The following is a 4367-nucleotide window of genomic DNA, read 5'->3' on the forward strand; positions in this document are numbered from 1 at the left end:
CCGCGGGGCCCCCGCGCGGGGCGGGGGCCCCCGTCATGATCGGACGACGGCCCGGTGGGCCGCGGTGAGGCCGGGGGCCGGGCTGGAGAGGACCGGGACGGCGGTCGTGGTCAGCAGGGACGCGTCCGCCATCGAGGCCTGGGCCAAGGCGATGACGTCCGCGTCCGTGACGGCGTCGGCCGCCTCGGCCACGAGGCGCAGACAGCCGGCGGTGTCCCCGGCCTCGAAGCGCGACCAGGCGTCCGGGACCACGCGTGCGGACACCGATACGGGGCGGCCGGCCCGCCCGGCCTCCTCCGCCAGCAGGGCGAGCGTCGGGTCAAGCGTCGACTCCAGGGTGGCCAGGACCACGATGCGCGGCCCCGTACGGACCGCCTCGGCGGCCATCGGGCGGTCCACCCGCAGCACCGGCACACCGAGCGCGGGGGCCAGCGACTCGGCGACGGCGCCGATGGTCGAGCAGGTGACCAGGACCGGGGCGCCGGAGCCGTCCAGCAGGGCCCGGACGTCCGGGCCCACCGCGGCCGGGCCCTGCGCACGGGCCCGGTCCAGCAGCTCGGGCACCACGAGGTGACGCAGGACGGCGCCGGGGTGCTCCCGGTCCCGCAGGGCGTCGAAGACCGGCACGTGGACCGGCGACGTGTGCAGCAGGGTCAGGCCCGTCACCACAGGTCGGGGCTCGCGTCGAGCTGCGCCCTCGCCGCCGCGACGACCCCGGCCGGCGCCGCGGGCGCCTGCTCGGGGTGCCGGGCGGCCCAGCTCGCGGCGTACGGGCACAGCGGGACCACGGGCACGCCTTCGCCGGCGGCGATCCCGTAGAAGGTCTTGACGAGGTCCCCGGCGATCCCGCGGCCCTCGTGCCCCGGCTCGACGACGGTGTGCACCGCCACGAGGGCGTGCGGCGCCTCCCCGGTCACGAAGTACGCGATGAGCCCGACCGCTTCACCGTCCTCGACGGCGAGCAGCCGTCCGGCCTCGCGGTCGTCCTTGAACTCGATGGCACCGCTGCGCGACATGGTCCTCGACTCCCCTCAGCCGGCCACCGCGTGGGGGCTGCGCTCCTGGTCCGTTCCCGGCACCGGGGCGGACGGGTCCGCGCCCAGTTCGATGATGCGGTTGTCCGCGTCGACGTGGACGACGCGGGGCTTGAGCACCCGTGCCTCGGCGTCCTCGACCTGTGCGTAGCTGATGAGGATGACGAGGTCCCCGGGGTGCACGAGATGTGCGGCGGCGCCGTTGATCCCGATGACCCCCGAACCGCGCTCGCCCTCGATGACGTAGGTCTCCAGCCGCGCCCCGTTGGTGATGTCCACGATGTGAACGAGTTCCCCGGGCAGCAGGTCCGCCGCGTCGAGCAGATCGGCGTCGACGGTCACGGACCCGACGTAGTGCAGATCGGCCTGGGTCACCGTGGCCCGGTGGATCTTGGACTTGAACATGGTACGAAACATGAAAAAGCTCCCGAAATGTCTGCTCCCTGCCTGCTCCACGCAGGTCAAGGGCGGTCCCGGCACCCTACAACGCCTTGCATGTCCGGTCAGCTCTTCCCGGGGGTTCAGGGGCCTCACCCCTGCCGCGACGACGACCCGTCGGCTCCTCCCGGCCGCCGAAACGCGGGGACCCGTCCCCGGCGGTGCGGGAAGCGCCACGCCCGGGACGGGAATATCCGTGCCCACGGGATGAGAATTCGGCGGCCGGCGCACCGAGGGATTTTCTCGGGTTCGAAGAGGGCGTCCACATTTACGACGCGGGGAACCGTGCCGTGCTACTGTCGATCTCAGTTGCAGTTGTGGTTCCCAAAATTTCAAGCGCCCGGCGGACCTCGCGTCCACCGTCAGCGCTTGTGCATTTCCGGTCTTTTTTCCGGCGGGGCAATCATCGCGGCGACACGGGGTCCGCACGGCGCGGATCGCGTTGTACTGCCCCAGAGGAGATTTGACATGGCCAGTGGCACCGTGAAGTGGTTCAACGCCGAAAAGGGCTTCGGCTTCATCGAGCAGGACGGCGGCGGCGCCGACGTGTTCGCCCACTACTCGAACATCGCCGCCCAGGGCTTCCGCGAGCTGCAGGAAGGCCAGAAGGTCACCTTCGACATCGCGCAGGGCCAGAAGGGCCCCACGGCCGAGAACATCGTTCTCGCCTGACGCTGACGCGTACGGTACAGCTGGGGCCCGCATCCCTCGGGGTGCGGGCCCCAGCTGCGCGTTTTCCCCGCAGTGAGTTCACCTGCGGGACGACCCGGGGATGGTGCGGCCCGCCGCACGAGGATCCTCACCCGGGGACGGCCACCTTCGCACCGCGTCCCCGTTTCCAGCGCCTGAGCCCGCACTGATTTTCGCCGGCCAGATGCGCTTCATGCTCCATTCGGCCCATTCTTGCAATTCTCCGTGCGCTCTCCGCTGCGGGAATTCCTTGACATGCGCCGCATTCGAGGAAGGTTCCGCAATGAACCGCACACGCACGAACGACCGCTCCTCCGCCTCCTCCTCCCGAACGGGCGGGAGGCGGTTCGCCGTACAGGGCGAGTTCGCCCTCCCCCGGACGATCACCCCCGCGCTGCCCGCCGTGGAGGGGTTCGCCGAGCTCGACATGCCCGCCCCTCTGCTCGCCGCCCTCGGCGCCGAGGGCGTGAGCGTCCCGTTCCCGATCCAGGCCGCGACCCTGCCGAACACCCTTGCGGGCCGTGACGCACTCGGCCGCGGGCGCACCGGCTCCGGCAAGACCCTCGCCTTCGGCCTCGCGCTGCTCGCCCGGACCGCCGGACGGCGGGCGGAGCCCGGTCGGCCGCTGGCCCTGGTGCTCGTCCCCACCCGCGAACTCGCCCAGCAGGTGACGGACTCCCTCACCCCCTACGCCCGCGCCGTGAAGCTGCGGATGACCACGGTCGTCGGCGGCATGTCGATCGGCAGGCAGGCCGGCGCGCTCCGCGGTGGCGCCGAGGTGGTCGTCGCAACCCCCGGGCGCCTCGCGGACCTCATCGAGCGCGGCGACTGCCGGCTCGACGAGGTGGACACCACCGTGCTCGACGAGGCCGACCAGATGGCCGACATGGGCTTCATGCCGCAGGTCACCGCCCTGCTCGACCAGGTCCGCCCGGGCGGCCAGCGGATGCTGTTCTCCGCGACCCTCGACCGCAACGTCGACCGGCTCGTGCGCCGCTACCTGAACGACCCCGTCGTCCACTCCGTCGACCCTTCGGCCGGCGCGGTGACGACGATGGAACACCACGTGCTGCACGTGCAGGGCGCCGACAAGCAGGCCACGACCACGCAGATCGCCGCCCGCGACGGTCGCGTGATCATGTTCCTGGACACCAAGCACGCCGTGGACCGGCTGACCCGGGACCTCCTCGCCAGCGGGGTACGGGCCGCGGCCCTGCACGGCGGCAAGTCCCAGCCCCAGCGCACCCGCACCCTGGCCCGGTTCAAGACCGGGCACGTCACCGTGCTGGTGGCCACCAACGTCGCCGCCCGCGGCATCCACGTCGACAACCTGGACCTCGTCGTCAACGTGGACCCGCCCACCGACCACAAGGACTACCTGCACCGCGGGGGACGCACCGCCCGTGCGGGCGAGTCCGGCAGCGTCGTCACCCTCGTCACCCCGGACCAGCGGCGCGACATGACCCGCCTCCTGGCCACCGCCGGCATCACCCCGCGGACCACTCGGGTCCGCTCCGGCGAGGCCGAGTTGCAGCGCATCACCGGCGCCCGGACCCCGTCCGGCATCCCCGTCGTCATCACGGCGCCGGTGAGCGAGCGCCGCGAAGGCGGCGCTGCCCCGCGCGCCCGGCGCAGCCGTCCCCCGCAGTCCGCGCGCCGCGGCGGCCGGCCCCGCGGCGCGTTCGGCGCCGTTGCGTAGAGCCCCGGCGCGCCCGGGTCAACCTCCTTTCCGTACCTTCCCCTTGCTCCCGTGAGAAGAGGCGTCATGCGCTGTGTCATCGCCCGGTTCCCGTTCGACCTCACCAAGGCCGGCGTGCTGGAATCGATGAAGGGCGTCAAGCCCGAAACCGTCGTGGGCGAGTCGGTGATCATCGGCCGCCGCGTCTACCCCGTCATGCAGGTGGGCGAGGTCGTCACCCGCCAGGACCGCCGTGACTTCAGCGCCGGCGAGGTCATCCGGGCCATGACCCGGCTCGGTTTCACCCTCCGCGGCCTGCCCGAGGCTCCCGCGGCGGCCCTGAGCCCGCTCCAGCAGGCGTCCGCGCTGCTCGGCAGCCCCCTCTGCGTCTGAAGCGGCCGAACGACACCGAAGGGGGCGCGCGGGCCCCCCCCCCCGCGGGCGCCCCCCCCCCCCCGCCCCCGCCGCGCGGGCCCCCGCGCGGGCCCCCCCCCCGCGGGGGGGGACACCGAACCAGCCCGCCCACG

General features: G+C 73.0%; 6 protein-coding genes. 3 read left to right on the top strand and 3 right to left on the bottom strand.

What is annotated here, in order from left to right; genetic code table 11:
- Positions 1-33: 33 nt before the first annotated feature.
- Genes ACFXA3_RS36775 through panD form a run of 3 tightly spaced genes read right to left on the bottom strand, consistent with a single transcriptional unit; the run spans position 34 to position 1451 of the window.
- Complete coding sequence (locus tag ACFXA3_RS36775) at positions 34-669, bottom strand: aspartate/glutamate racemase family protein (protein WP_385194563.1); 636 nt, start codon at positions 667-669, stop codon at positions 34-36.
- Positions 663-1016, bottom strand: a complete 354-nt coding sequence (locus tag ACFXA3_RS36780; RefSeq protein WP_385194565.1) for a GNAT family N-acetyltransferase — start codon at positions 1014-1016, stop codon at positions 663-665. The genes ACFXA3_RS36775 and ACFXA3_RS36780 overlap by 7 nt, the downstream gene beginning before the upstream one ends.
- A 15-nt stretch (positions 1017-1031) precedes the next feature.
- Positions 1032-1451: an aspartate 1-decarboxylase gene (gene panD / locus ACFXA3_RS36785; protein ID WP_385194568.1), complete on the bottom strand. Its 420-nt coding sequence runs from the start codon at positions 1449-1451 to the stop codon at positions 1032-1034.
- Positions 1452-1940: 489 nt separating this feature from the next.
- Between panD and ACFXA3_RS36790 the strand changes: the two genes are divergently transcribed.
- The 3 genes from ACFXA3_RS36790 (at position 1941) to ACFXA3_RS36800 (ending at position 4233) form a co-directional block, all read left to right on the top strand.
- A complete protein-coding gene (locus tag ACFXA3_RS36790; protein WP_385194570.1) occupies positions 1941-2144 on the top strand; it encodes a cold-shock protein in 204 nt (67 codons plus the stop codon).
- Between the two features lie 301 nt (positions 2145-2445).
- Positions 2446-3861: a DEAD/DEAH box helicase gene (locus tag ACFXA3_RS36795; RefSeq protein ID WP_385194572.1), complete on the top strand. Its 1416-nt coding sequence runs from the start codon at positions 2446-2448 to the stop codon at positions 3859-3861.
- Positions 3862-3927: 66 nt separating this feature from the next.
- Positions 3928-4233 (top strand): SCO5918 family protein, encoded by a 306-nt coding sequence (locus tag ACFXA3_RS36800; RefSeq protein ID WP_385194574.1) that lies wholly within the window; start codon positions 3928-3930, stop codon positions 4231-4233.
- Positions 4234-4367 lie beyond the last annotated feature (134 nt).

Origin of the sequence: Streptomyces sp. NPDC059456, from assembly GCF_042750055.1 — a bacterium.
Classification (GTDB): domain Bacteria; phylum Actinomycetota; class Actinomycetes; order Streptomycetales; family Streptomycetaceae; genus Streptomyces.